Genomic DNA, 24,263 nt, shown 5'->3' with positions numbered 1-24,263 from the left:
GACAGGTTTCTTTCATGCGGATGGTGATGGAGAATGGGCACACGGCCGGCTCCGGAGCCTCACAGCTCCGATGGTTGTGTTCGGCGCCTGGCGAAGCGGGTCGCCTAGGGAATTGAAGGGCTCGAGGCGGAGGTGAAGCTGGTGGAGCGCGAGAGAGCATCCCAGGCGGCGATTTCGGCCTTCATCTGGTCGAGCTTCCGTTCGACCAGCCCCAGCGCATCTTCGCCCAGGAACAGCCGCACCGGCGGGTTCGGCGCTTCGGTCAAGGCAAGCAGCGCTTGCGCCGCCTTGGCCGGATCGCCCGGCTGATTGCCGCTCTTGGCGTGTCGTGCGGCGCGGATTGGATCCATGACGGCGTCATAGTCCGCGATGCTGCGGGGGGTGCGATCCATCGACCGTCCGGCCCAGTCGGTGCGGAATTGACCGGGAGCGAGCGCCGTCACCCGGATCCCGAAATCCGCCACTTCCTTGCCCAGCGCTTCGGAAATGCCTTCAAGCGCGAACTTGCTGCCGCAATAGAAGCTGATGCCGGGCATGGTGATGAAGCCGCCCATCGACGTGACGTTGACGATATGGCCGCGACGCCGCGCGCGCATGCCGGGCAGCACCGCCTTCATCATCGCGACCGGACCAAACACATTGGCCGCGAACTGACGCTGGAGGTCGTCCATCGAGGATTCCTCCAATACCCCTTCGTGACCATAGCCGGCATTGTTCACCAACACGTCGATCGGACCGACCGTCCGCTCGGCAAAGGTCACCGCCGCCGGAATCGCGTCCAAGCTGGTCACGTCGAGCACGAGCGGATGCGCGCGACCGGGCGCAAGCGCGGCAAAGGCTTCGGCGTCGCTGTCCCGCCGCACGGTGCCGATCACGCGATGCCCCGCGTCGAGCGCGCCCACGGCGAAGGCACGCCCGAGACCCGAGCTGACGCCGGTGATGAGGAAAGTCTTGGGCAAGGCAGCCGCCATGGTCTAACTCCGGGCTGAGTTGATAACTATATCATGATATAGATAGTGAGATGGCACGCGACAAGCCCCAACCTTCTTTGACCGCCACCAGGGGGGAGCCGCTGCGTCAGCGCGTGATCGATGCGGCGGAGCGCTTGCTGCGCGAGGGCAAGGCCGAGTTCTCGATGCGCGACCTGGCGGCCGAGGCGGGAGTCAGCTTCGCGACGCCGTTCAACCAGTTCGGGAGCAAGGCGGCGATCATGCACGCCCTGGCGGAACGGCGCATCGACACGATGGCGAAGCGCTTCGCCGAACAGCCACCGCTCCCCTACGCAGCCGACCGCGTGTTGCTCGCTATCGGCATCGCGGCAGCGGGAATGCTGGAGGAGCCGAGGATCAATCGGGCAGTGATGGGGTGGATCGGTACGGCCGGCCCCGTCCCCGGCAAGGCCCTGGCCCATTCCACGGCCTTGTGGCGGCTGGCGCTGGGCGACGGCGAGGGCTTGATCGCAAGCCGACAGGAAGAGGCGCTACGCTGTTTGCCGCGGCAACTCGCATTCGCCTTTCGCGGCGTGCTGTCCTTCTGGACGTCCGGCGAACTTGCCGACGAAGCGCTCGCCTCGGAGGCGCGACAGGTCGCGAGCGCCTTGTTGCTCGGTTTTACCGAACGGCCGCTATCGGGTGGCCACGACTCCTGAACCGCGGATCGGGCAGGTCCCAAACCACGGAGGCCGCGCCGGGCGATCGAGGCGTCCCGGTGCTCGTATAACGCTCCGGTCGGAGCGGCGCTTTCCGGCCGCTCCGGGCGTGCTGTCCGCGGAAGCGCTCAGTCCGCCGCGTCGAAGAAGAAATAATGTTCGATGACTTTCCCGTCCGCAATCCGCGCAACGTCGGCGCCGCTGACGATGACCTGATCGCCGGGACCGCCCGTCCACTGTGCGGTGGCGATGCCATGATGGCCATGGCCACCCGGCAACACCTTGAAGCTGAAGCCCGGAGGCATGTCGGCAAGGACGCCCTTCACCACGTCTGAGATTGCCTGATGGCCCGTCACCGCGCGCGCCGGCTCGAAGATCTGCGCGTCGCGATGATACAGATCCTCGATCGCCGCGAGCCTCTTCGCGTCGTCATGTTCGCTCCAGACGCGTTCGATCGTGGCATGGAGGATTTCAAGTTCAGGCGATTCCGACATGTCGATCCCCATTCGCTACCAATGCTGACGCACGCCCGCGCAGCCTCAAAGTCACTGTGAGGTACGCGACCCGCCATCGCCGCTCAAGTCGACGCGGGGCGTTACGGCGAGGGCGTGGCCGGCGCTCTGATGGCGGTTGATACGGGAGGTCCCGGCGCCGATCGAGCCCTGACCGTTCTACCGGAAGCGCAACATATACTTGCGAATCACAAACCAGCGCCGATGCCTCCTAGGGCACCAACAGTTTTACGAGTTTGCCTAGCGCGATTACGCCAGCAAATTCGGCGGGGGCCGCCAATGCTAGAATTCCCAGCGTCGGCCCTATAATTAGCAAGACCGATAGGATCGTGCCCAGCGTGCCGCCGGTCGCCTTATCGAAGGTCTTCCAGAGATTTTCGTTAATGCCCGCGAGCCGCGACTGGATAAACTTAGCATAGGCGCGCCAGATATTGCTAATCGCACGGCGCAGCCCGAACTCTGCTATGACATCGTCGCCATCCTGCGCGTTGATCCGTGCAGCCGACAGGGCAACCTTTACTTCAGGATCGACATCATGGTCGGGCTGTGTCTCAATGAGCTTCGCCAGGTCTATTAGGGCGGCGCGACCCTCGGGGTTGAGGCGACCCGCGCTTTGCGCCTCGGCAACGAAGACACGATAACTCGGAAACATCCAGGCGAGGTCGCCAGCATCGGATATGAAGCTCTCAAGGTCGGCCGCTGTCGGCTCGGCCAGTTGGTCGCGGATGGCAGACAACATCGTGCGCAGCCCCTGGATCTGGACCCCGAGCTCCAATCCGCGCGTTTCATCCATCGGCGCCGCGAGCGAACGCTCGGTCGTTTCGAGACGTACGGTGAAGGGCGTGCCGAGATTAGTGCCGTTCAACGACTGGCAAAGCCGAACCGCAGTGCCGTGGTGAAGGCGCCGCAAGGCCTCGGTGCCGGCATCGCTAGTCTTGCTTCTTGGCTTCCTGCGGCCGGCGCGACGCAATTGCGTGCCGACCAATTCAACCTCGAGAGGGGCGGCTAATGGCCGCACATCAACATCTGCCAACGCCTTGGCGGCGCGCTGCAAATCCACGGGAGCGCTAGATACTCCAGAGCTATCACGCCCAAGTGGTGCGGGTGGCGGGCTACCAGACGGCACCCCTGATTTTTCGTTGAAAAACAATGCCTGGCTTATCGCCGCCCTCACAGTCGAACGTTGGAAGGGCTTGGTAATAAGAAAAGCTGGTTCGGGGCGAGCCGCGGTGAGCAAGCGCTCGGGATACGCTGTGATGAATATAACCGGCACATCGAGAAATTTGGTGATATCGAGAACGGCGTCGACCCCAGAGGTGTCATCGGCAAGTTGGATGTCGGCCAGTATCAAGCCCGGCCTCTGCGCGCGCGCGGCTGCAACCGCTTCCCGTCGATTGATCGCAATCCCGGCGACATCATGGCCCATGGAGCGCACGATGGTTTCGATATCCATCGCGATGATCGGTTCGTCCTCGATGATCAGCACTGAAGTGCGAGTCTGCTCGTCCAGATTGGCAAGCGCGTCGGCCACCAATTTGTCTACCTCCCGGCGCGTGACGCCTAAGAGATAAGCCGCATCCTCCGCACTGAAATCCTCTAAACCGGTTAGGAGCAGTGCTGTGCGCGCGCGTCGCTCGATCACAGAAAGACGACGGTTAGCAATCACCTCAGTACTGCTTTGATCTGCACCTGAAGTTGACGCGACATCCACCCCGACGTCGTCAATCATTTTCAGGAACATGTGATAAAGGCCGAGCCGTGGATCGACGTCGCGCGGAAAACTAGCGGGCTCTGCCACGATGCGGTCGAGGGTTTGCCTGACCATCCGATCACCCGCCTCTTGCGAGCCGAGCATGGCGCGCCCGAATCTGCGCAGAAAGGGAAGATTTGGCGAGAGCTGCGAACCGAGTGACATAGGTCAGGACAACATCAATGAGTGTGGTAAAACTGTCCAGCTCTGTGGCGGCGACACAGGCAGCATGCGCGGTGATAAGCTGCCTATCAACGTCATTTGGCTTTCAGCCAATCGTCAGAGATCGTCATCCTCGATTATCATTTCAGCCAGTCCGGCTTCCTCTGCCGCGGCTATGAATGCAGCGAGCGGAATAATCTCCAGATCGCGGAGCCGCCTGAGAAGCGTTGGGAAGTAATTTTCTTCGTTTACCTGAGGATTGGCACCTGCGCCCGCGACGACCGCGATCACATGATCTGCGTTAAGGTGGTCAAGGAGCGGCATGATCAGCCGTCGACGCCTCACCCGAGCGGCGTTGTAGCTAGTAGACGCGAGATATCTGGCAATCGCAGCATCAGCAACGAACCCAGGCAGGCCGTCAGTTTGGATGAGCGTCTCAAGCTGCGTCGTATCAAGTTGCCGGAGGCGCTCTTGAAGCGGAGCATGAAGGTCCGCGATGCCAGCGAGCCCAGGAATACAGTCCTCAAGATCTTCGTAGTCGGTAGCGGCGATAAAGGCGATAATCTTGTCACGCTCAACGGCCTCGAGGTGTGCCCATGCGGCGGGCCAAGCAGCCACAAATCCGACTGCCGTGGGCAGTTGTTCGTCATTCGCCGTCCTGACGACCTTTCGTGCCTGTACCGCCGACCTGGGCTCAGCGACTCCGCGGTGCAGATCAAGCGTTGCCGTGAGGGCAGTCAGCACTTGGGGGAGCTGATGTAAATCACCATCAATCGTTACGTAGCCAAAAACGAGCAGATCAACGAAGCCCTTCACAAGTGCTTCAGTGGCATGGGTTAGGCCCGCGCCAGCGAGTTGAATTCGCGCCCTCGCCACGTCCGTTGGAAAGTAGTCAGAAACGACCAAGGCGCGGAGCGTCGCCAAGACAGCTTTACCCTGAACGGGCGGCTGGCTCAGCACGTGCGTGATCGCGTTTCTTAGGTGGAGGCGGGCTAGCTCCGCAGTCGGCTTGAACGCCTCTCCCGTCCTGTTGAAGGACGGGTGGGCGCTCCTATGTCTATCTTCACGCAGCCTCTCAAGATCAGACAGCTGAAGAGCGTCGAGGAGAGACAGATCCGTACTTACGCGTGTAAGCAAGTTGCGCTCAAACTCGAGCGCTTGCTTGGTCGCCGCTGCCGCTCCGGCGTGAATCTGCTCCTGGTAGTTCTCGAAAGTGACCATTAGCGCCGCAGCTGCGGGCTCCCCTGCGATGCCAAGTTCCCTGACTTTGTCGATGAGGTCAAACACGACCGCGATCCAACTCATTACGATTGCGGCGCGGAAGGCGCCCCCCCGGTAAGATGCCACGGCTTCGGAAACGTGCTCGCGCGCCTCGACTGTACGGCACCGAAGAATGAGCTCGTCTAGATCCGCCAACCGTTCCATTTACTATCCTCGCCAGTCGGTCTCTAAAGCGGACAGTCCGATTTCTACCAAATCGAGATTATGGTGACAGGTGCAAAAACATCAAAGTTAGGACTTAGGTCTTTATGCACCCGGCCCCGTAACTCACCACTCAAATAAGTGTACGCCAATTAGCCCTTTCGGACCTTTCATCTCCGTCGCGCGCGCAGCTGCGACGCGATAACCAGGACGAACCAAATACCTGCGCACACACAGAAAATCGTCAGCAGCTTCCAATATTGCGCCGACACAGCCGCGGCGGGATCGTCGAGCCAATGGAGGAGGGCCACGTCTTTAACCGAGGTCAGATGATAAGCCTGTTCGGCGCGTGCGATCGCTTTGCGGATATCCTCGTCCGACGATGACACGACGCGCACGCCGGCGCGAGAAGGACGGGACCAGTCGGAACGGGGCATGTCGGAATTCGGGCCGCTGGTGACCGCCCAGGCCGTGATCGGCCGATCCGATGTCCAGCCGTCTCCGACGATCGGCGCGATGCCTAGTCTGTAGAGTTCGTGGTTGATGCCCTTGGAACCGCCATAAACCGGCAGATCCCAGTCGGCCTGGGTCAATACTCGCCCGTCGGTAAAATAGAAAATAGTGGCTGCCGGATAGTCGGCCGCCTGATCCACGCGGATGCCGCGAACCGTCGAACCGAGCAGGGGTGTCTCGATGGAGGTCGCGCCAATCCCTGCGATCGCGCATAACACCAGTCCGCTGAACGCCAGAAAAAAGTTGTCCCGCAACAGCAGCAGAAAACCCAATCCGGCGATCACCGACACGATCATCGCCGGCATCCAACCGCCCGCATTTGTCAGGATGGCGCTCGTCGCGATGGTGACAGCGAACAGCGGAACCGCGATGATGACCGGGCGCAGGTTTGCGAAGCCTATTCGACTTTGATGGCTGGTCGAAGTGGAGGCGCGTGGCATGGTGCCGGATAGACTAGCAGCCCTGGCCCCGTCCGAAAGACAGCTTTCGCGTTTTACATGCCGGCCCCGAATGCCATAATCGGGATGCATGGCAGTCGCCCGACGGTGCGCCAGTCGCCGCTGCCCCGATTGACTTCCCCGCAAATCCCCGTATAGGCGCGCCCTCGCAGGCGGGCTTTGGCCCTCCCCTGCGTTACCGTCCGAGACAGCAGGTGCGGGTTTCCCGCTTAATGTCCTGCCTAGACGGGGAATGGAATTTTGCCCGCTCGCGGTTCGCCGTGTCGGGACTGCCGCTCTCCATGAAGACAGCGGCCGGCGCCATGCCCCATCGACGGAGAATTGGCCATGCGGGTCCGCCCGCAGGGTCGCTTTGAACCGGGCCGTTCGCCGTCAGGCGTGCGGTCCAAAACGTGGAGAATGGCATGGATCGTGGTCAAAAGGCCGCAGCCGTCGCCGAGCTCAAGCAGACCTTCTCCGAGGTCGGCGTGGTGGTCGTCACCCGCAACCTCGGCCTGACCGTCGCCCAGTCGACGCAGCTCAGGACGAAGATGCGTGAGGCCGGTGCCAGCTATAAGGTCTCGAAGAACAAGCTTGCCAAGATCGCGCTGGATGGCACCGACTATCTCTCGCTGGGCGATATGCTCACGGGTCCGGTCGGTCTCGCCACTTCCATCGACCCGGTCGCCGCCGCCAAGGTGGTGGTCGACTTCGCCAAGACGACCGACAAGATCGAGATCGTTGGTGGCGCGATGGGCGCGACGGCTCTCAACGTCGAAGGCGTGAAGGCTCTGGCCACATTGCCGTCGCTGGATGAACTGCGTGCGAAGATCGTCGGCCTGGTCCAGGCTCCGGCGCAAAAGCTCGCCAGCATCACCCAGGCGCCGGCCGGCCAGCTGGCTCGCGTGTTTGGCGCCTATGGGGCCAAGGAAGCCGCTTGACGACTTTGGTCGTCACCCCGGCGCAGGCCGGGGTCGCCGGCCGCAAACGTACACTTGTTGATAACGGCCCCGGCCTCCGCCGGGGCGACGTAAATTTGGAGAATATACATGGCAGACCTGAACGCGCTGGTTGACCAGCTGAGCGAACTGACCGTCCTCGAGGCCGCTGAGCTCTCGAAGCTGCTCGAAGAGAAGTGGGGCGTTTCCGCCGCCGCCGCGGTTGCGGTTGCTCCGGCCGCCGGTGGCGCCGGTGGCGGCGCTCCGGCCGAAGAGGCCAAGACCGAATTCGACGTCATCCTGACCGGCGACGGTGGCAAGAAGATCAACGTCATCAAGGAGGTCCGCGCGATCACCGGTCTCGGCCTGACCGAGGCGAAGACGCTGGTCGAGTCGGCTCCGAAGGCCGTCAAGGAAGGCGTGAGCAAGGACGAGGCCGAGAAGGTCAAGAAGCAGCTTGAAGAAGCCGGCGCGACCGTCGAGCTGAAGTAAGCCGCAGGCGGCAAGTCGGGCCATTCTGGCCCGCATGCCGCCAAGGCCGGCCGGCGTGGCTAAAAGCCACGTCCGACGTCATGGGATTTACTCCCATGACGGCCAGCAGAAAAGAAAGGGCGGTCCCAGCGATGGGGCCGCCCTTTTCTTATTGCGCGGTTCGTATCGTCAGGGGCGGCGGCGCCTTGGACGGCACGTTCTGCGCCCTTCCGAAGTCGATGAGTATCGCGGGCAGGATCGTCACCACGAACAGCCCGATCCCAACCCAAGTCGATCGTTGATCACCGCTCATTGCCGCCACCGCGGCGGTTGCGCACGTAGCGATGCACAGCAACAGCATCACGACCACAATCATCCAGGTTTGCGCGTCAAGATAGGCTGCGCCGGAACCGTACAAGCTCACGATTCCGCCGAGAATGAAGATCACCATCGCGAAGATCGCGGGGACCAGAGAAACGAGCGCGATTGCAACCATCAGCAGGCGCAACGCGATGCCGGTTTTCGGCGTACCAACCGTGTCCAACTCGTCCGTCATCCGATCGCATAATTGCGCCATCGTCAGACGCGCGGCAAGCGCGACCACGTAGCGCGCCATCGCAAGGGCTATCGAAACTGGTTGCCCGCCTTATCCGGAGATGCGCTTTATCACTCGGTGAGCTAGGACTCCACTCGGACGCTCGGAGAGGCGTTCACCCAGGAGCCCGACCATGATCAAGATGAGCGTCTATTATCCGGCCGATGGCGGCTCGAAGTTCGATCACGATTATTACCGCACTCACCACATGCCGCTGATCCAGGAACGGCTCGGCGATGCCTGCCTGCGCTACGAGATCGAAAAGGGCCTTGCCGGTGGCGAACCTGGAAGCGCGCCCAAGTTCGTCGCGGCATGCCACATCTACTCGCCGACCCTGGTGGCATTCCAGCAGGCGTTCGGTCCCCACCGCGCGGAGATCGTCGCGGACGTCGCCAATTATACGGACATCGCGCCCATCGTGCAGCTCAGCGAAGTCGTTGCCGAGTAGCGAGCTTCGGCGCGTCAGGCGCAGCCGTTGACCTTTGCCCCAGCCCGCGGAGCCACCCGGATGCCCAGCCTGCTCGTGAACATCGACGTCCCGGATATCGACCGTGGCGTGGCTTTCTATACCCAGGCGCTGGGCCTGCGCGTGGGCAGGCGGCTGGGCGCCGGATGCGTCGAATTACTCGGTGCCGAGGTGCCGGTCTACCTGCTGGAAAAGAGCGCGGGGACTCGCATCGGCCCGGCCGGCGGCGACACGCGGCGCTATGACAGGCATTGGTCGCCGGTCCATCTCGACATAGTCGTGGAGGGCCTGGAAAGCGCGATCATGCGGGCGATAGCGGCAGGCGCCGTCCAGGAAGCCGATATCATCGACGCGCCTTATGGCAGGTTGGCGATGTTCGCCGACCCCTTCGGCCACGGTTTCTGCCTGATCGAATTCAGCGCGCAGGGTTATGACGCCATCGCGGGATCCGACTAACGCATCAGAGCCCAGTTCGGATCGCCAAAGCTGGGCCCCGGCCTTCGCCGGGGAGGCGCTGATGATTACGCCCGAGCCGCCTGTCAGGCCACGCGGCGCTCAGCCACCTTCGGGTGCATGCGTGGTTCGCCGTCGAGGCGGAACGGGGCGAGCTTGGCCCCTTCCCCGCGGTTGATGCCGATCATGTGCGCTGCGGTGGCGGTGCCGGGGGCGCCGACATTCTCTCCCCAGCGATATTCGGCCTTCATCGCCAGCACCGGCACGAACCAGGGTTTGCCGTCGATCGTCATGACGTTGAGGTTGGCGCGCGGCAGCATCGCGGTGCCCGACAGCTCGACCTGGCCGCCCGCGTGGATCTCGAACGGCGCGACTACCGGCTGTTCGACCGGGCTGGTGAAGATCGTCTGCAGATCGGCGGCCTGGCGCGCGCTGGCGCTGGTCATATAGATGCCGAAGCGAACGTCGCGGGCATCGCCGCCGCCAGTATTGCGGATCACGATGCGATATTCGATCGCCGCGCTCATCGACGGATCGGTGCCGGCGCGCTGCGGGATCAGGACGATCTCGAGCTCGGGCTGCAATGCCTCGAGCGAGCGGGCGGGCGATTGCGGCGCGCGGACGGTGACCAGGCCGGCGGGGAGCGGCGGCGCGGGCGGCTGCGGCTGCGCCTGGAGCCCTTCGGCGATGCGCCGCAGCGGGACGGTGAGCAGGCCGGACGGCGCCGCGGGCGCAGGCTCCGGGATCGGCGCCGGAGCTGGGGCCGGGACCGGCGCGCGGGCAATTGGTGGACGCGGCGGCGCGACGGGCGGCGCCACAGGTGCGGCGACCTCTTCCTCGTAATACTCCTCCTCGCGGCGACGGCGGCCGAACAGGAACCAGCCACCGGCGAGCAAGGCCAGGACCGCCACGCCGATCGCGATCAGCGTGCTGGAAGACCAACCGCCTGAAGGCTGCTCGGCGGGTGCCGCGGCGGTAGCGGTCGGTACCGGGCTGGGCACCGGCTCGGGCGTCGCGGTGGCGGTGGGGGCCGGCGCTCCAGTGGCGGCGGGCGGCGTTGCGGTGGTCGGCGCGGGCGCTGGTTGCGGCGCGGCCGTGCCGGCACGCGGCGTCGTGCGCGGGGTCGGGGTGGCCGTCGGCGCCGTGCTGCTGGGCCGCGTGGTCGTGACCGGCGGCGGCGTCACGGCCGCGCTGGGCGTCGGCGCAGGCGTGGGCGCGAAGGTCGGGATCGGCGTCGGCCGGCTGAACGGCGCGACGATCGGTCCCGATGGCGGCGGCGTCGGGGTCGGCTTGGGCTTGGGCGGAAGGCTGAAGCCGCCGAGATCAGGGATGGATTGCGGCGCGCTGTCCGTCGATTGCGCAGCCGCGACCCCCGGCAGCACCGCCACCCCCGCGAGCAACATGCTCGCGCGCTTCAATAGAGCGTGACGACGTGGGTTTGCCCCGCCGTGACGGAGCGGATTTTGGCGCAGGGCGAGGAACGAGGAGGGAGCGATGCATAATGCATCGTAACCGACGAGAGACGCTGCCATGCGCCAAAATCCGCCCGCCGCTTTGCGGTTGCCCGGGCGCGCCCGCTGATCTGCGTCGCGGTCCTTGCGCGTAGCGCCGCTACGCGCTGCACACCGCTCCTTGCCAGCGAACACGCCCGGGCAATCACGACGGGGCAAACCCACGTCGTCACGCTCAAGTCCAAAACCCCTCATCGACCCCACGTACTACACAACCTAGCTGAACCTGCGCCGAACACCGGCGATCGGTCCCCCTAGCGCATCAGTTGCGGCGGGGCGAGCGGCACGACCGGCAGCCACACCGCGCTCGGCGTCTTTCCGCCACGCATGATCGTCACCGTCGCCTTCTGATAGTCCGACTTCTTCGCATAGAAGATGTTGGGGACGTATTTCTGCGGGTTGCGATCGTAGAGCGGGAACAAGGTCGATTGCACCTGGATCATGATGCGGTGGCCGGGCTGGAACACATGGTTCACGGCCGGCAGGCGGAACTTGTATTCCTGCACCTTGCCGGCCGGGATCGGCGACGGATTGGCGAAGCTGTCGCGATAGCGGCCGCGGAAAATGTCGAGGCTGATCGCCAGCTGATAGCCGCCCATCTTGGGATCGGTGGCATTCTCGGTCGGGAAGACGTCGATCACCTTGACCACGAAATCGCCGTCGGTGCCGGTCGTCTTGGCGAACAGGTCGGCCATCGGCACGCCCGACACGCGCACCGGCTGATCGAGCACCGGGCTCTCATAGCTCAGCACGTCGGGCCGGCCGTCATAGGAGCGCTGGTCCTGAACCAGCCAATCGCCCCAGCGGCCATCGTTGAAATTGACCGGGCGCGGCAGATGCGGGACCGGCTTGGCCGGATCGGAGACGTAGCTGTCGCCACCCTCCCCCGCCTTGTCGAAGCCGAGGCCGTCGTTGCCCTGCATGTAGATCGGCTTGAGCGGCGCCGGGCAGCCCTTTTCGCACGCGACCGGCCAGGCGTTGAAGCGGTCCCAATGGTTCTCCGCGGTATTGTAGATCGTCGCCGCCGGCACGCTGACCGCGGGGCCGTCCTTCAGATACTGGTTGAACAAGGGCAGGATCATGTCCTCGCGATATTGCGCGGCCGTATCGCCGTTCCACTTGAACGGGCCGAGTTCGGAACCGACGCGGTTGATCTGGCTGTGCCGCCACGGCCCCATCACGATGAAATTGTTGCCGGCCTTGCCCGCCTTCACCAGCGCCTCATAGCTGTGGATCGCGCCCCACATATCCTCCTGGTCCCACAGACCCTGTTCCCAGATGGTGGGAACGTCGGACGGGTTCTTGGTGAGCAATGTGTCGAGCGCCTGGTCCGACCAGAATTCGTCATAGGCCGGGTGCATCGACATGCGATTCCAATAGGGCAGTTGATCGTAACCCGATTTCTTTGCCCAATCGCCCGCCGAGCCGACCTCGCGGAAATTGTCGTAATCGTCGTACCCGCCGGTCGGCGGCGCCTTGCCTTCGCCGCGATAGCCGGTCTGCGCGCCGAGCCAGGCGATATTGGCGAGGCGGAACGCGCCGTAATGGAACCAGTCGTCACCCATCCAGCCGTCGACCATCGGGCTCTGCGGCGCCGCGACCTTGAGCGCGGGGTGCGGATGGAGCAGCGCCATCACCACGGTGAAGCCTTCGTAGGACGACCCGATCATCCCGACCTTGCCATTGGATTCGGGCAGGTTCGCCTTGTTCACCAGCCAGTCGATCGTGTCATAGGCGTCGGTCGTATGGTCGACCTTGGTGTCGTTGAGCGGCCCGACCACCGGGCGCGTCACGACATAGCCGCCTTCGGACCCGTATTTGCCGCGAATGTCCTGATAGACGCGGATATAGCCGTTCTTGACGAAGATCTCGTCGGCCAGCGGCAAGGTCGCCAGCATCGACGCGCTGTCGGAGCGCTTCGCCCTGCCCTTTGCGTTATACGGCGTGCGGGTCAGCACGATCGGCGCGTTGGTCGCGCCCTTGGGAATGACGATGACGGTGTAGAGCTTGGTCCCGTCGCGCATCGGCACCATGACCTCGCGCTTGATGTAATCGGCATTGGCGGCGACCGGCGGCGTGAACTTGGCCGGGACATCGTCCCCCTTGGGCGGCCATATCGGCGCCTGCTGCGCGAGCGCGGGAGTGAATGCGAGAGCGACCAGAGGCAGCAACGCCAGCTTCTTCATCATGCGACCGAGTCTCCTTGGGAGGGTTGCAGCGTCCTAGGACGCTACGGCACTGGGACGCAATCGAATCCGTCGTGAATCCATCTCCGTCATGCCGGACTTGTGTGGGGTGACGGCTTTCGGCGTAGCGCGCAAAAACGCCCGCCCCGGAGGTCCGGGGCGGGCGTCGCCGTGCCTGAGGGAGCGTCAGGCGTGTTGCGGTTCGCCGCGCAGTTCAGCGCCGACATTTTCGTGCATCGACGAGCGGCTCAGTTCGAGCGGATCGAGGCCCGAACCGCCTTCTTCGGGCGTGACGCCGATCGTGAACGACGCCGAGGTGCGGCCTTCGCTGCCGTCTTCGAGCGTGTACCGAGCGTCGGCGACGATGATCGGACGGATCGTATCGGGCAAATTCTCGCCCATGTCCGACTTGAGCAACGCCAGCGTGGCGTCGATCCGCTTACCCTCACCGGGATTGATCGTGACCGGGTCGGTCGTCGCATCCGACGGCGGGCTCAGCAACAGGCGCTCCATCTCGGTCCCGTTGGGATCGCTCGACAGCAAGAAGGTCGAGATGCGCACGTCGCGGGCAGGAACGGTGCCGGAATTGCCCACGGTCAGCTCGATTTCGACCAGCGCTTCGTCGACATTGGTACCGGCGCGCACCGGACGCATCGCGAATTCGAGCCACGGGCGCTCGGCGATCGGCGCGGTGCCGGCGGTGAGCTCGGCCACTTCGTCGACCGGGGGCGTTGACATCTCGACCGCATCCGGCGCCGCGATGACTGGTTCCATCGCGGCGGTAGCGGCCCCGATGGGCGCCCCGCGGCGCAGATATTCGGGCTCCTTGCGCGGTTCGGCCTTGGCGACCGGTACCGGCGGGATCACCGGAGCGACGGCCACCGGCTCAGGCTGTGGTTCGACATAGCTGTCTTCGACATAGGCCGGCTCATAATCGTACTCGCGACGGCGGCCGCGCATGGCGAGCGCCGCGCCGAGAATGACCGCGAGCAGCGCGATACCGCCGGCGATCCATGCCCAGAACGGCACTTCGGTGGTGGTGGTGTCCGACTGGGTCGATGTCGTGTCGGCGGCAGGCGCCGCCGGTTCATTGGCCGGCGCGGCGGCGGGCGCCGGAGCCGGGGCCGCGGCGGTTGTATCCGCCGGCGGCGTTACCAGGGCCGGCGCGGGGGSGGCAGCTTGCGGTGCCGGGGCGGGCGCCGCCTCGGGAGCCGGTGCCGGAGCTGGTCGCGCCGCCGAGGCGGTGCGGGTATGCGTCACTGTCCGCGTGGTCCGCGTCGCGCTGCGGGTCGCCGTGGCGGCGCGCGGTGCCGGTTTGGCGGCGGGTTCTTCGGCCGCCGACGCAGCCGGCGGCGTGCCGTCGGGTACCGTGCGCACCACCGGTGGGATCGGCACCGTCGCGGTCGCCGGCGGCGTGACGATCACCGGTTGCGCGGGCGCGGTCTGCGGCGTCGTATCCTGCGCGAAGACGGGGGTTGAGACGAGCGCAGTGGCGACGAGGAGGGGCGCCAGTGCGCGGGCTTTGCGGGGGGCAAATTGCTGTTTCATGACGGTGTCACAATGAGTGGAACCCGCCCGTGGTTCCTCGTTTCGTCGCCGTCCGGCCGAGCGGTTTTTCGCGATGAGGCGAGCAACCCATTGAATCATCGTTATAAAGAAAGGACAATTTTGCACTTACTTTTTTCGGGCATACAGTCCCGAAATGACTATCGGCCTCATTCTGGGCGCCATCATGGCCTCCAGCGCCCCTGCCCCGCAGACCGTGTTCACTTGTCGCGCTGGCGGCAAGCGCATTGCCGTTACCCTGCACGGCGATCGCCTGATCTATAGTTTCGGTCCGCCCGGTCGGCCGGAGATCAGTCTCACGGGCAGCCCGAATGGCGGCGTCTTCTATCACCGCACGCTGTACAATCGCGGCGAGGATCAGACGCTGCGCTTCGTCGGCGGGCAGTGGAACTACATCCTGTTCAACCGCTGGCAGGCGCCGCAGCAATTGAGCGGGGAGCGGATCGAGCCCGAATATAATGTCTCGGGCGTGTTGGTGATGAAAGATGGGAAGCTGGTGCGGCGGATCGACTGCAATAAGGGCAGCGGAAACCTGACCGAATGGCCAATCTTCAAACAGCTCAAGCTGGATGAGGAGAATGTAACCCCCAACGATGCCTGAAGACTGGGCCTGAAGATAGGGCCTGAAGATTGGGCCTGAACATTGGTCCAGAAAAAATGCGCCAGGCGTTTGACACTCTCCAACACGCTACCTATATCGCGCTCCTCACCACAGCTTTCGGGAAATGACACGGCGTCGCGCACCGGGTCGATCGAATTGGAAGCTGTCGGTTCACACGACGCTAGAAGCTGCACCGTCCACGGCCGGAAACGGAAGTAGGATGGAGCGGCTTTTTTGCGTCGCGATGCGTGCCCGCCTCGGGGATCCGGGGCACGAATATCAAGCTGACGAGGCAAAAAACCCACATGGCGACCAAAGCGATCGAAGGCACCGCAAAGCGGCGCATCCGCAAGGTTTTCGGCAACATCCACGAAGTGGTGCAGATGCCGAACCTGATCGAGGTTCAGCGCGAATCCTACGAACAGTTCCTGCGCAGCGATCCATCGATCGGCTACGTGTCCGGCCTGGAAAAGACCCTGCGCTCGGTCTTCCCGATCCGCGACTTCGCCGGCACTGCCGAGCTCGACTTCGTCAATTACGAGCTCGAGCCGCCCAAGTTCGATACCGACGAATGCCGCCAGCGCGGCATCACCTATGCGGCGCCGATGCGCGTTACATTGCGCCTGATCGTGTTCGAGGTGGATCCCGATACGGAAGCCCGCTCGGTGCTCGATATCAAGGAGCAGGACGTCTACATGGGCGACATGCCGCTCATGACCGAGAACGGCACCTTCATCGTCAATGGCACCGAGCGCGTCATCGTCAGCCAGATGCACCGGTCGCCGGGCGTGCTGTTCGACCATGACCGCGGCAAGACCCATGCCTCGGGCAAATATCTGTTCGCGGCACGCGTGATCCCGTATCGCGGCTCGTGGCTCGATTTCGAGTTCGACGCCAAGGACATCGTCAACGTCCGTATCGACCGCAAGCGCAAGCTGCCGGTCACGGCTTTGCTCTATGCGCTCGGCCTGACGTCCGAGGACATCCTCAACTATTTCTACAACCGCGTGACCTTCGTCCGCGGTCCCAACGGCTGGCAGATTCCGTTCGCGCCCGAGAATTGGCGCGGCGCCAAGCCGATGTTCGACATCGTCGACGCCAAGTCGGGTGAGATCATCTTCCCGGCCGGCCAGAAGGTTTCCCCGCGCGCTGCCAACAAGGCGCAGAAGGACGGCCTCGAGACGCTGCTGATCCCGACCGAGGAAATCTACGGTCGCTATTCGGCTTACGACCTGATCAACGAGAAGACCGGCGAGATCTATATCGAGGCGGGCGACGAGTTCGGAATCGAGAATCTCGAAAAGCTCGACGCCGCCGGCATCGACCGCGTCGAACTGCTCGACATCGACCATGTGTCGACCGGGCCGTGGATCCGCAACACGCTCAAGGCCGACAAGGCCGAAGAGCGCGAGCAGGCGCTGTCGGACATCTATCGCGTGATGCGCCCCGGCGAACCGCCGACGCTCGAGACCGCGGAGTCGCTGTTCGCCGGCCTGTTCTTCGATCCCGAGCGCTACGATCTGTCGGCCGTCGGCCGCGTCAAGCTCAACATGCGCCTCGACCTCGACGCCGAGGACACGGTCACCACGCTTCGCACCGAGGACATCCTCGCGGTGGTCAAGACGCTGGTCGACCTCAAGGACGGCAAGGGCGAGATCGACGATATCGACAATCTCGGCAACCGCCGCGTGCGGTCGGTCGGCGAGCTGCTCGAGAACCAGTATCGCGTCGGGCTGTTGCGCATGGAGCGTGCGGTCAAGGAGCGGATGAGCTCGGTCGACGTGTCGACCGTCATGCCCAACGACCTGATCAACGCCAAGCCCGCGGTTGCCGCGGTGCGCGAGTTCTTCGGCTCGTCGCAGCTGTCGCAGTTCATGGACCAGACCAACCCGCTGTCCGAAGTGACGCACAAGCGTCGCGTCTCGGCGCTCGGGCCGGGCGGCCTCACCCGCGAGCGCGCGGGCTTCGAGGTCCGCGACGTCCATCCGACGCATTATGGCCGTATCTGCCCGATCGAAACGCCGGAAGGCCCGAACATCGGTCTGATCAACAGCCTGGCGTCGTTCAGCCGCGTCAACAAATACGGCTTCATCGAAACGCCGTACCGCAAGGTCATCGACAACAAGGTGACCACCGACGTCGTCTATCTGTCGGCGATGGAAGAGGCCAAGCACACGATCGCGCAGGCCAACGCCGAAACCGATGCCGACGGCAAGCTGACCGAGGAGCTGGTCTCCGCGCGTCAGGCCGGCGAATTCCTGATGGCGCTCCCTGAGAACATCACGCTGATGGACGTGAGCCCCAAGCAGCTCGTGTCGGTCGCGGCATCGCTCATTCCGTTCCTGGAAAACGACGACGCCAACCGCGCGCTGATGGGATCGAACATGCAGCGCCAGGCGGTGCCGCTGGTCCGTGCCGAGGCGCCGTTCGTCGGCACCGGCATGGAAGAGACGGTGGCGCGGGATTCGGGTGCGGCGATCGCCGCCAAGCGTGCGGGCATCGTCGACCAGGTCGACGCCACCCGTATCGTGATCCGGGCGACCGGTGAGGTCGAAGCCGGCAAGTCGGGCGTCGACATCTACACGCTGATGAAGTTCCAGCGCTCGAACCAGAATACCTGCATCAACCAGCGTCCGCTGGTGAAGGTGGGTGACGTGGTCAACACCGGCGACGTGATCGCCGACGGCCCGTCGACCGAGTTCGGCGAGCTGGCGCTCGGCCGCAACGCGCTCGTCGCGTTCATGCCGTGGAACGGCTATAACTACGAGGATTCGATCCTCATCAGCGAGCGTATCGTCAAGGACGACGTCTTCACCTCGATCCATATCGAGGAATTCGAAGTCATGGCGCGCGACACCAAGCTCGGGCCGGAAGACATCACCCGCGACATCCCGAACGTCGGTGAGGAAGCGCTGCGCAACCTCGACGAGGCGGGCATCGTCTATATCGGCGCCGAGGTCGAGCCGGGCGACATCCTGGTCGGCAAGATCACGCCGAAGGGCGAAAGCCCGATGACGCCGGAAGAAAAGCTGCTCCGCGCGATCTTCGGCGAGAAGGCGTCGGACGTTCGTGACACCTCGCTGCGTCTGCCGCCGGGCGTCGCCGGCACGGTGGTCGAGGTCCGCGTGTTCAATCGCCACGGCATCGACAAGGACGAGCGCGCGATGGCGATCGAGCGCGAGGAGATCGAGCGCCTGAAGAAGGACTCGGACGACGAGCGCACGATCCTCAACCGCGCGACCTGGTCGCGCCTGCGGGAAATGCTGATCGGTCAGGTCGCCACGGCGACGCCGAAGGGCCTCAAGAAGGGCTCGGAGATCGATCAGGACCTGCTCGACAGCGTCGACCGCCACGAATGGTGGAAGTTCGCGGTCCAGGACGACAAGGTCCAGTCGGACCTCGAAGCGGTCAAGGGTCAGTATGATGACGCGGTGAAGCTCATCAAGGACAAGTTCGAGGACCGCCGCGAGAAGCTCGAGCGGGGCGACGAACTGCCGCCTGGCGTGCTCAAGATGGTCAAGGTCTTCGTCGCAGTGAAGCGCAAGCTGCAGCCGGGCGACAAGATGGCCGGCCGTCACGGCAACAAGGGCGTCATCAGCCGCATCCTGCCGGCCGAGGACATGCCGTTCCTAGCGGACGGTACCCCGGTCGACCTGGTGCTCAACCCGCTGGGCGTGCCGTCGCGTATGAACGTCGGGCAGATCTTCGAGACGCATCTCGGCTGGGCCGCGCGCGGCCTCGGTCAGCAGATCACCCAGGCGCTGGAGGATTGGCGCGAGGCCAATCCCGACGCCAAGGCGGGTGCGATGCCGGAAGCGGTCAAGGAGCGTCTGAAGACGATCTATGGCGAGCATTACGTGGCCGATATCGACGCTCGCAGCGGCGCCGAGATCGTCGAGCTGGCGCAGAACCTGAAGGCTGGCGTCCCGATGGGCACCCCGGTGTTCGACGGCGCGCATGAAGGTGACGTGACGGCGATGCTCGAACTGGCGGGTCTCGACCCGTCGGGTCAGTCGGACCTGTTCGACGGCCGCACCGGCGATCAGTTCGATCGCAAGGTGACGGTGGGCATCATCTACATGCTGAAGCTCCACCATCTGGTCGACGACAAGATCCATGCTCGTTCGATCGGCCCCTACTCGCTCGTCACCCAGCAGCCGCTGGGCGGTAAGGCGCAGTTCGGCGGCCAGCGCTTCGGCGAAATGGAGGTCTGGGCGCTGCAAGCGTACGGCGCCGCCTATACGCTGCAGGAGATGCTGACGGTGAAGTCGGACGACGTCGTCGGACGCACCAAGGTCTATGAGGCGATCGTCAAGGGTGACGACACGTTCGAGGCCGGCATCCCGGAGAGCTTCAACGTGCTCGTCAAGGAAATGCGCTCGCTGGGCCTCAACGTCGAACTCAAGAACGACGAGCCCGGCGTGGATTCGGACGGCGTGGTGATCGCGGCCGAGTAAACCATTGGCCCTCTCCCGCTTGCGGGAGAGGGTTGGGTGAGGGTCTTCTTTCTTCTTCTTTTCCGTCGCTTCGATCGAAGAAGGAAGAAGGCCCTCACCCTCCCACCGCCTGACGGCGGCGGGCCCCTCCCTCTCCCGCTCGCGGGAGAGGGGAAAGAATTTCAAGGAAGGGTTCATTCCCATGAACGAACTGACCAATTTCGCGAACCCGGTCGCCAAGCCGGAAACCTTCGACCAGATCCAGATCGGCATCGCGTCGCCAGACCGTATCCGTTCGTGGTCGTTCGGCGAGATCAAGAAGCCCGAGACGATCAACTATCGCACGTTCAAGCCCGAGCGTGACGGCCTGTTCTGCGCGCGCATCTTCGGTCCGATCAAGGATTACGAGTGCTTGTGCGGCAAGTACAAGCGCATGAAGTACAAGGGCATCGTCTGCGAGAAGTGCGGCGTCGAGGTTACCGTCTCGAAGGTCCGCCGCGAGCGGATGGGCCATATCGAGCTGGCCGCCCCGGTCGCGCACATCTGGTTCCTGAAGTCGCTGCCGTCGCGCATCGGCCTGCTGCTCGACATGCAGTTGAAGCAGCTCGAGCGCGTGCTGTATTTCGAAGCCTATATCGTGATCGAGCCGGGCGTGACCCCGCTCGAGCGCTTCCAGCTGCTGACCGAGGACGAACTCCTCGAAGCGCAGGACGAGTACGGTGAGGACGCCTTCACCGCCGGCATCGGCGCCGAAGCGGTCCGCATCATGCTCGAGCAGCTCGACCTGGTCGGCGAGCGCGAGCAGTTGCTGCAGGAACTGGCGACGACCAAGTCGGAGCTGAAGCCCAAGAAGATCATCAAGCGCCTGAAGGTCGTCGAGAGCTTCATCGATTCGGGCAACCGCCCCGAGTGGATGATCCTCGAGGTCGTGCCGGTCATCCCGCCCGAACTGCGCCCGCTGGTGCCGCTGGACGGCGGCCGCTTCGCGACGTCGGATCTCAACGATCTGTATCGCCGCGTGATCAACCGCAACAACCGCCTCAAGCGGCTGATGGAACTGCGCGCGCCGGACATCATCGTCCGCAACGAAAAGCGCATGCTGCAGGAAGCCGTCGACGCGCTGTTCGACAACGGCCGCCGCGGCCGCACGATCACCGGTGCCAACAAGCGTCCGCTGAAGTCGCTGTCCGACATGCTCAAGGGCAAGCAGGGCCGCTTCCGTCAGAACCTGCTCGGCAAGCGCGTCGACTATTCGGGCCGCTCGGTCATCGTGACCGGTCCGGAACTCAAGCTGCACCAGTGCGGCCTGCCCAAGAAGATGGCGCTCGAGCTGTTCAAGCCATTCATCTATGCGCGCCTCGACGCCAAGGGTCTGTCGATGACCCTGAAGCAAGCCAAGAAGTGGGTCGAGAAGGAGCGCAAGGAAGTCTGGGACATCCTGGACGAAGTGATCCGCGAGCACCCGGTTCTGCTCAACCGCGCGCCGACGCTTCACCGTCTGGGCATCCAGGCGTTCGAGCCGGTGCTGATCGAGGGCAAGGCGATCCAGCTTCACCCGCTGGTCTGCTCGGCGTTCAACGCCGACTTCGACGGCGACCAGATGGCCGTGCACGTCCCGCTGAGCCTCGAGGCCCAGCTGGAAGCGCGCGTCCTGATGATGTCGACCAACAACATCCTGTCGCCGGCCAACGGCAAGCCGATCATCGTGCCGTCGCAGGACATGGTGCTGGGTCTCTATTACCTGTCGATGCTCAAGGAAAACGAGCCCGGCGAGGGTATGTTGATGTCCGACATGGCCGAAGTGCACCAGGCGCTCGAAGCCGGTGCGGTGACCCTGCACACCAAGGTCATCAGCCGCGTCCCTCAAACCGATGAGGAAGGCAAGACGTACCTCAAGCGGTTCGAGACCACGCCGGGCCGCATGCTGCTCGGCGAGTGCCTGCCCAAGTCGCACAAGGTGCCGTTCGACACCGTCAATCGCCTGCTGACCAAGAAGGACGTCGGCGACGTGATCGACGAAGTCTATCGTCACACCGGCCAGAAGGAGACCGTGCTGTTCGCCGACGCGATCATGGCGCTGGGCTTCAAGCACGCGTTCAAGGCCGGCATTTCGTTCGGCAAGGACGACATGATCATCGCGCCGGACAAGGACAAATTGGTCGACGAGACGCGCGATCAGGTGAAGGACTTCGAGCAGCAATATCAGGACGGTCTGATCACGCAGCAGGAGAAGTACAACAAGGTGATCGACGCCTGGTCGCGTTGCGGTGACCAGGTCGCCAACTCGATGATGAACGAGATCAAGGCGGTGAAGAAGGATCCGGAGACGGGTCGTGAAATGCCGATCAACTCGATCTACATGATGGCGCACTCGGGTGCCCGCGGTTCGCAGGCACAGATCAAGCAGCTCGCCGGTATGCGCGGCCTGATGGCCAAGCCGTCGGGCGAGATCATCGAGACCCCGATCATCTCGAACTTCAAGGAAGGCCTGACCGTCCTTGAGTATTTCAACTCGACCCACGGCGCCCGCAAGGGCCTCGCGGACACCGCGTTGAAGACCGCCAATTCGGGCTACCTCACCCGCCGTCTGGTCGACGTGTCGCAAGACTGCGTCGTCATGGAGGAGGATTGCGGTACCGAGCGGGCGCTCGAGATGCGCGCGATCCTGCAGGGCGGCTCGACCATCGCGTCGCTCGGCGAGCGCATCCTGGGCCGCACCACGGCCGAGGACGTGGTCGACGCCAAGACCGGTGAAGTCGTCATCCCGTCGGGCACGTTGCTCGACGAGGCGGCGGTCGCACGGATCGAGGCCACCGGCATCCAGGGGATGAAGATCCGCTCGCCGCTGGTTTGCGAAGCCAAGATCGGCGTCTGCGGCAAGTGCTACGGGCGTGACCTCGCCCGCGGTACCCCGGTGAATATCGGCGAAGCGGTCGGCGTCATCGCGGCGCAGTCGATCGGCGAACCGGGCACCCAGCTGACCATGCGTACGTTCCACATCGGTGGCGCGGCGCAGCTCAACGAAACGTCCAACCTCGAGGCGCATGCCGACGGTACGGTCGAATTCCGCGATCTGCGTTTGATCGTCGACCAGCGTGGCCGCCGCGTGGTGCTGAGCCGCTCGGGCGAGATCGCGATCAAGGACATGGACGGCCGCGAGTTGTCGGTCGATCGCATCCCCTACGGTGCGTACGTCATGTTCGACGATGGCCACATCGTCAGCAAGGGCGACCGCATGGCCGAGTGGGATCCGTTCACCATGCCGCTGATCACCGAGACCGGCGGTACGGTGAAGTATCAGGACCTGATCGAAGGCAAGACGCTCACCGAACAGGCCGACGAAGCGACGGGCATCACCCAGCGCGTCGTTACCGAGTATCGCGCCGCCACCAAGTCGAAGGAGGATCTCCGTCCGCGCATGACGCTGACGGGCGCCGATACCAACGAAGCCGCGCGCTACATGCTGGCGCCGGGTGCGGTGCTGTCGGTCGAGGACAATGCCACCGTCCAGGCCGGTGACGTGCTTGCCCGCGTCGCTCGCGAGTCCGCCAAGACCCGCGACATCACCGGCGGTCTGCCGCGCGTCGCCGAGCTCTTCGAAGCCCGCAAGCCCAAGGAAAACGCGATCATCGCGAAGGTCTCGGGCCGCGTCGTGTTCGGCAAGGACTACAAGGCCAAGCGCAAGATCGGGATCCAGCCCGAGGACGGCGGCGAGGTCGTGGAGTATCTGATCCCGAAGTCGAAGGTGATCGACGTTCAGGAAGGCGACTATGTCAAGCGTGGCGACAATCTGATCGGCGGCTCGCCCGATCCGCACGACATTCTCGAGGTGCTCGGCATCGAGCCGCTCGCGGAATATCTCGTGTCGGAAATCCAGGAAGTCTATCGACTCCAGGGCGTGAAGATCAACGACAAGCACATCGAGGTGATCGTTCGCCAGATGCTGCAGAAGGTCGAGATCACCGACGGCGGCGACACCACCCTGCTCGCCGGCGAGCAGGTCGACCGCACCGAGATGGACGAGACCAACGAAAAGCTCGCCCCCGGCCAGCAGCCCGCCCAGGGCAAGCCGGTCCTGCTCGGCATCACCAAGGCGTCGCTGCAGACCCGCAGCTTCATCTCGGCGGCGTCGTTCCAGGAGACCACCCGCGTCCTCACCGAGGCGGCGGTCCAGGGCAAGCAGGACACGCTGATCGGCCTCAAGGAGAACGTCATCGTCGGCCGTCTCATCCCCGCCGGTACCGGTGCGGGCATGAACCGCCTGCGCGTGGCGGCCTCCAGCCGCGACGCCGCGCTCCGCGTCCAGCAGCGTGCGCTGCAGGAAGTGCTGATCGCGCCGAACTCGGCCGCCGAAGAGCGTGCCGCCGAAAAGCTGCGTGACACTGCCGACGATACCGGCAGCGATGCGCTCGCCCGGGTCACGCCGAGCGGCCACGGCACCGACGCGGATGCCGGCGAGTATCTGAACGAGAGCGAATAAGCTCCTCGCTCGGCACTCTCGGCCGAAACGAATAACCGCCGTCCGGGCAACCGGGCGGCGGTTTTTCGTTGTGGCGATTACATCGCTCGAACGCGGGAGCTGCGATGCGCCTGCGG

The 24,263-nt window shown here is 64.2% G+C and carries 16 protein-coding genes and 1 pseudogene; 8 read left to right on the top strand and 9 right to left on the bottom strand.

What is annotated here, in order from left to right:
- Positions 1-104: 104 nt before the first annotated feature.
- Complete coding sequence (locus AC1DQQ_RS16270; protein ID WP_478045803.1) at positions 105-971, bottom strand: oxidoreductase; 867 nt, start codon at positions 969-971, stop codon at positions 105-107.
- A 50-nt stretch (positions 972-1,021) separates the two neighbouring features.
- Between AC1DQQ_RS16270 and AC1DQQ_RS16265 the strand changes: the two genes are divergently transcribed.
- Positions 1,022-1,648, top strand: coding sequence for a TetR/AcrR family transcriptional regulator (locus tag AC1DQQ_RS16265; RefSeq protein ID WP_478045801.1), 627 nt, complete (start codon positions 1,022-1,024; stop codon positions 1,646-1,648).
- A gap of 128 nt (positions 1,649-1,776) precedes the next feature.
- On the opposite strand, the gene AC1DQQ_RS16260 is transcribed toward AC1DQQ_RS16265, so the two are convergent.
- The 4 genes and pseudogenes from AC1DQQ_RS16260 to AC1DQQ_RS16245 all read right to left on the bottom strand — a co-directional run bounded on the left by AC1DQQ_RS16260 (position 1,777) and on the right by AC1DQQ_RS16245 (position 6,537).
- Positions 1,777-2,142 carry a nuclear transport factor 2 family protein gene (locus AC1DQQ_RS16260; protein ID WP_478045800.1) on the bottom strand — a complete coding sequence of 122 codons (366 nt, stop codon included), beginning with the start codon at positions 2,140-2,142 and terminating at the stop codon, positions 1,777-1,779.
- Positions 2,143-3,295: 1,153 nt separating this feature from the next.
- Positions 3,296-4,075, bottom strand: a pseudogene (locus AC1DQQ_RS16255) (response regulator); the annotation flags it as partial.
- 114 nt (positions 4,076-4,189) lie between these two features.
- Positions 4,190-5,497 (bottom strand): hypothetical protein, encoded by a 1,308-nt coding sequence (locus AC1DQQ_RS16250; protein WP_478045799.1) that lies wholly within the window; start codon positions 5,495-5,497, stop codon positions 4,190-4,192.
- Between the two features lie 167 nt (positions 5,498-5,664).
- Positions 5,665-6,537 carry a hypothetical protein gene (locus AC1DQQ_RS16245; protein WP_478045798.1) on the bottom strand — a complete coding sequence of 291 codons (873 nt, stop codon included), beginning with the start codon at positions 6,535-6,537 and terminating at the stop codon, positions 5,665-5,667.
- A gap of 332 nt (positions 6,538-6,869) precedes the next feature.
- On the opposite strand from AC1DQQ_RS16245, the gene rplJ reads away from it, so the two are divergent.
- Both rplJ and rplL read left to right on the top strand, forming a co-directional pair.
- Positions 6,870-7,385, top strand: a complete 516-nt coding sequence (rplJ, locus tag AC1DQQ_RS16240; RefSeq protein ID WP_066822620.1) for a 50S ribosomal protein L10 — start codon at positions 6,870-6,872, stop codon at positions 7,383-7,385.
- Positions 7,386-7,493: 108 nt separating this feature from the next.
- Positions 7,494-7,874: a 50S ribosomal protein L7/L12 gene (rplL, locus tag AC1DQQ_RS16235; protein WP_478045797.1), complete on the top strand. Its 381-nt coding sequence runs from the start codon at positions 7,494-7,496 to the stop codon at positions 7,872-7,874.
- A 148-nt stretch (positions 7,875-8,022) separates the two neighbouring features.
- On the opposite strand, the gene AC1DQQ_RS16230 is transcribed toward rplL, so the two are convergent.
- Positions 8,023-8,469, bottom strand: coding sequence for a hypothetical protein (locus tag AC1DQQ_RS16230; protein ID WP_478045796.1), 447 nt, complete (start codon positions 8,467-8,469; stop codon positions 8,023-8,025).
- Positions 8,470-8,581: 112 nt separating this feature from the next.
- Between AC1DQQ_RS16230 and AC1DQQ_RS16225 the strand changes: the two genes are divergently transcribed.
- Both AC1DQQ_RS16225 and AC1DQQ_RS16220 read left to right on the top strand, forming a co-directional pair.
- Positions 8,582-8,896, top strand: coding sequence for an EthD family reductase (locus AC1DQQ_RS16225; RefSeq protein ID WP_478032272.1), 315 nt, complete (start codon positions 8,582-8,584; stop codon positions 8,894-8,896).
- 60 nt (positions 8,897-8,956) lie between these two features.
- A complete protein-coding gene (locus tag AC1DQQ_RS16220; RefSeq protein ID WP_478045795.1) occupies positions 8,957-9,370 on the top strand; it encodes a VOC family protein in 414 nt (137 codons plus the stop codon).
- Between the two features lie 83 nt (positions 9,371-9,453).
- On the opposite strand, the gene AC1DQQ_RS16215 is transcribed toward AC1DQQ_RS16220, so the two are convergent.
- From AC1DQQ_RS16215 to AC1DQQ_RS16205, 3 genes are all read right to left on the bottom strand, one after another.
- Complete coding sequence (locus AC1DQQ_RS16215) at positions 9,454-10,770, bottom strand: hypothetical protein (protein ID WP_478045794.1); 1,317 nt, start codon at positions 10,768-10,770, stop codon at positions 9,454-9,456.
- A gap of 362 nt (positions 10,771-11,132) precedes the next feature.
- Positions 11,133-13,067, bottom strand: a complete 1,935-nt coding sequence (locus tag AC1DQQ_RS16210; RefSeq protein ID WP_478045793.1) for a CocE/NonD family hydrolase — start codon at positions 13,065-13,067, stop codon at positions 11,133-11,135.
- Positions 13,068-13,250: 183 nt separating this feature from the next.
- Positions 13,251-14,612, bottom strand: coding sequence for a hypothetical protein (locus AC1DQQ_RS16205; RefSeq protein WP_478045791.1), 1,362 nt, complete (start codon positions 14,610-14,612; stop codon positions 13,251-13,253).
- A 154-nt stretch (positions 14,613-14,766) separates the two neighbouring features.
- Between AC1DQQ_RS16205 and AC1DQQ_RS16200 the strand changes: the two genes are divergently transcribed.
- From AC1DQQ_RS16200 to rpoC, 3 genes are all read left to right on the top strand, one after another.
- On the top strand, positions 14,767-15,231 hold the full coding sequence (locus AC1DQQ_RS16200; RefSeq protein WP_478032265.1) for a hypothetical protein: 465 nt from the start codon (positions 14,767-14,769) through the stop codon (positions 15,229-15,231).
- Positions 15,232-15,536: 305 nt separating this feature from the next.
- Entirely contained in the window at positions 15,537-19,688 is a 4,152-nt protein-coding gene (rpoB, locus tag AC1DQQ_RS16195; protein WP_478042876.1) for a DNA-directed RNA polymerase subunit beta, read from the top strand.
- A 181-nt stretch (positions 19,689-19,869) separates the two neighbouring features.
- Positions 19,870-24,147: a DNA-directed RNA polymerase subunit beta' gene (gene rpoC / locus AC1DQQ_RS16190; RefSeq protein ID WP_478043510.1), complete on the top strand. Its 4,278-nt coding sequence runs from the start codon at positions 19,870-19,872 to the stop codon at positions 24,145-24,147.
- Positions 24,148-24,263 lie beyond the last annotated feature (116 nt).

The sequence above is a fragment of the Sphingomonas sp. P4_G3 genome, from assembly GCF_056401105.1.
Note: the sequence above shows the minus strand (reverse complement) of the source record. Positions and strands in the feature narration are given on the sequence as shown.

Excerpts from the sequence above, each read along its gene's own strand:
- AC1DQQ_RS16270 (WP_478045803.1), bottom strand. The coding sequence starts at position 971 with ATGGCGGCTGCCTTGCCCAAGACTTTCCTCATCACCGGCGTCAGCTCG.
- AC1DQQ_RS16265 (WP_478045801.1), top strand. The coding sequence starts at position 1,022 with ATGGCACGCGACAAGCCCCAACCTTCTTTGACCGCCACCAGGGGGGAG.
- AC1DQQ_RS16260 (WP_478045800.1), bottom strand. The coding sequence starts at position 2,142 with ATGTCGGAATCGCCTGAACTTGAAATCCTCCATGCCACGATCGAACGC.
- AC1DQQ_RS16250 (WP_478045799.1), bottom strand. The coding sequence starts at position 5,497 with ATGGAACGGTTGGCGGATCTAGACGAGCTCATTCTTCGGTGCCGTACA.
- AC1DQQ_RS16245 (WP_478045798.1), bottom strand. The coding sequence starts at position 6,537 with ATGCATCCCGATTATGGCATTCGGGGCCGGCATGTAAAACGCGAAAGC.
- rplJ (WP_066822620.1), top strand. The coding sequence starts at position 6,870 with ATGGATCGTGGTCAAAAGGCCGCAGCCGTCGCCGAGCTCAAGCAGACC.
- rplL (WP_478045797.1), top strand. The coding sequence starts at position 7,494 with ATGGCAGACCTGAACGCGCTGGTTGACCAGCTGAGCGAACTGACCGTC.
- AC1DQQ_RS16230 (WP_478045796.1), bottom strand. The coding sequence starts at position 8,469 with ATGGCGCGCTACGTGGTCGCGCTTGCCGCGCGTCTGACGATGGCGCAA.
- AC1DQQ_RS16225 (WP_478032272.1), top strand. The coding sequence starts at position 8,582 with ATGATCAAGATGAGCGTCTATTATCCGGCCGATGGCGGCTCGAAGTTC.
- AC1DQQ_RS16220 (WP_478045795.1), top strand. The coding sequence starts at position 8,957 with ATGCCCAGCCTGCTCGTGAACATCGACGTCCCGGATATCGACCGTGGC.
- AC1DQQ_RS16215 (WP_478045794.1), bottom strand. The coding sequence starts at position 10,770 with ATGTTGCTCGCGGGGGTGGCGGTGCTGCCGGGGGTCGCGGCTGCGCAA.
- AC1DQQ_RS16210 (WP_478045793.1), bottom strand. The coding sequence starts at position 13,067 with ATGATGAAGAAGCTGGCGTTGCTGCCTCTGGTCGCTCTCGCATTCACT.
- AC1DQQ_RS16200 (WP_478032265.1), top strand. The coding sequence starts at position 14,767 with ATGACTATCGGCCTCATTCTGGGCGCCATCATGGCCTCCAGCGCCCCT.
- rpoB (WP_478042876.1), top strand. The coding sequence starts at position 15,537 with ATGGCGACCAAAGCGATCGAAGGCACCGCAAAGCGGCGCATCCGCAAG.
- rpoC (WP_478043510.1), top strand. The coding sequence starts at position 19,870 with ATGAACGAACTGACCAATTTCGCGAACCCGGTCGCCAAGCCGGAAACC.